This window comes from Microbacterium sp. ISL-103 (assembly GCF_018613995.1).
Taxonomy (GTDB): domain Bacteria; phylum Actinomycetota; class Actinomycetes; order Actinomycetales; family Microbacteriaceae; genus Microbacterium.
In genome coordinates, this window is sequence record NZ_JAGGPD010000374.1 from 1 (window position 1) to 1,905 (window position 1,905).

The window sequence follows — 1,905 nt, forward strand, 5'->3', positions numbered from 1 at the left end:
GGCCGCCGGGGGGTTCGCCCATGGGAGGGATCTGTGCGGGGTCGCCGCCGAACGAGCGGATCTCACGATGCACCCAGGCGAGTCCTGCCGCGGCATCCTGCAGCCCGAGATTTCGGGGAGCGTCGTCGAGCACCGAGAATCCCTCGGAGCCGAGCCGATAGTTGATCGAGGCGAAGACGATGCCGGCGTGCGCGAAACCGGCGCCGTCATAGAGGGGGAGGGCTGCGGTGCCGCGCTCGAGGGCGCCGCCGTGGATCCAGAGCACGACGGGGGCGTCGGAGGCATCCTGCGGAGCCCAGACGTTTACGGAGAGGATCTCGTCGCCGGGGATCTCGACCGAGCCGAGCAGTTCGCCGATGGCGCCGGAGTAAGGAAGCTGAGGTGCCGTGGGTCCGAATGCCGTGGCCTCCCGTGGTTCATGCCAGGGGGATGCGGGCTGGGGTTCGCGGAAGCGGTTCGGCCCGAAGGGAGCGGCGGCGTAGGGGATGCCCAAGAAGCGGTGAACGCCATCGACGGTCTCACCCCTCACGACTCCGGTGGAAACGGTGACCTGTGGCGCGACGCTCATGGGGCTCATCGTATGGCGATCGGCGCGTCGATCGCGTCGCCGGGTAGAATTGGCACTCGTCCGCAGTGAGTGCCAGAGGGAGGAGTCGCGATGGTCAGTGAAAGAGGCCTTCAGGTTCTTCGCGCGATCGTGCAGGACTACGTCGAGACCCATGAGCCGGTCGGCAGCCGATCCATCGTCGACCGGTATTCGTTCGGAGTCTCGGCGGCCACGATCCGCAACGACATGGCGCTGCTCGAAGACGAAGAGCTGATCGCCGCTCCGCACACGTCGTCGGGGCGTGTGCCGACAGACAAGGGCTACCGAGTCTTCGTCGATCACCTCGCGCAGCTGCGCCCGCTCTCGGTCGCGCAGCGCACGGCGATCGAATCGTTCCTGACCGCGCCCGCAGACCTCGACGACCTGATGGTGCGCACCGTCCGGGTGCTCACCCAGCTCACGGGGCAGGTCGCGCTCGCGCAGTACCCGTCGTTCGCACGGGCGCACCTCACGCACCTCGAACTCGTCGCGCTGGCGCCGAACCGCCTGCTGATCGTGCTCGTCACAGACGCGGGTGGGGTCTCGCAGCGCATCGCACCGCTGCCGGTCGACGTCGATGACGCCGACATGGCGCTGCTGCGGGCACGGCTGTCGGCGCTCATCACCGGTCGCGCGGTCAGCGACGCGGCCGAGCGCCTGCAGGCACTGCTCGCCGACGACGCGCACAACCACGACGTGGTGCTGCGCGCTCTGGCGACGATCGTGATCGACGAACTCGGTGCGTTCCGGCAGGAGCGACTGGTGATGGCAGGAGCCGCGACCCTCGCCCGGCGCGAGCAGGACTTCCGCGGCAGCATCCATCCGCTCCTGGAGGCGATCGAAGAGCAGGTCACCCTGCTGCGCCTGATGAGCGAGATGGAGACCGACGCGCACGGTCTCGCGGCCAGCATCGGCACCGAGAACGCTCCGTTCGGCCTCGGTGAGGCATCGATCGTGGCCAGCAACTACGCCGCTCCCAGCGGTACGGCGCGGGTCGGCGTGATGGGGCCGACGCGCATGGACTATCCGAGCAACCTCGCCGCAGCGCGGGCTGTCGCCCGCTACCTGTCGCGGATGCTCGATGAAGACGAGGCGTCCCGCTGACGCGGGCGCCCAGAGAACAGCACACGCAGAAGGGCCATTGTGGCAGACCACTACGAGGTACTCGGCGTCTCTCGCGACGCCTCCACGGACGAGATCAAGAAGGCGTATCGCCGCCTCGCCCGCCAGCTCCACCCGGACGTGAACCCGGGCGAAGACGCGGCGGAGCGCTTCAAGCTCGTCACCCATGCCTATGACGTCCTCAGCGACGACGACTC

At 68.6% G+C, this 1,905-nt stretch carries 3 protein-coding genes; 2 read left to right on the plus strand and 1 reads right to left on the minus strand.

All coding sequences use genetic code 11. The annotated features are described in order from the left end of the window. The coding region (locus tag J7E68_RS13645; RefSeq protein ID WP_251048983.1) for a carboxylesterase family protein at positions 1 to 568 on the minus strand (568 nt) is incomplete at its 3' end. A gap of 90 nt (positions 569 to 658) precedes the next feature. Between J7E68_RS13645 and hrcA the strand changes: the two genes are divergently transcribed. Both hrcA and J7E68_RS13655 read left to right on the plus strand, forming a co-directional pair. Further along, positions 659 to 1,690 carry a heat-inducible transcriptional repressor HrcA gene (gene hrcA, locus J7E68_RS13650; RefSeq protein ID WP_215173441.1) on the plus strand — a complete coding sequence of 344 codons (1,032 nt, stop codon included), beginning with the start codon at positions 659 to 661 and terminating at the stop codon, positions 1,688 to 1,690. Between the two features lie 39 nt (positions 1,691 to 1,729). Then, positions 1,730 to 1,905, plus strand: a 176-nt coding sequence (locus J7E68_RS13655; RefSeq protein WP_215173442.1) for a DnaJ domain-containing protein, incomplete at its 3' end; no start/stop codon positions are given.

Bases quoted from the DNA above. Each gene is read 5' to 3' on its own strand.
- hrcA (WP_215173441.1), top strand. From the start codon at position 659: ATGGTCAGTGAAAGAGGCCTTCAGGTTCTTCGCGCGATCGTGCAGGAC.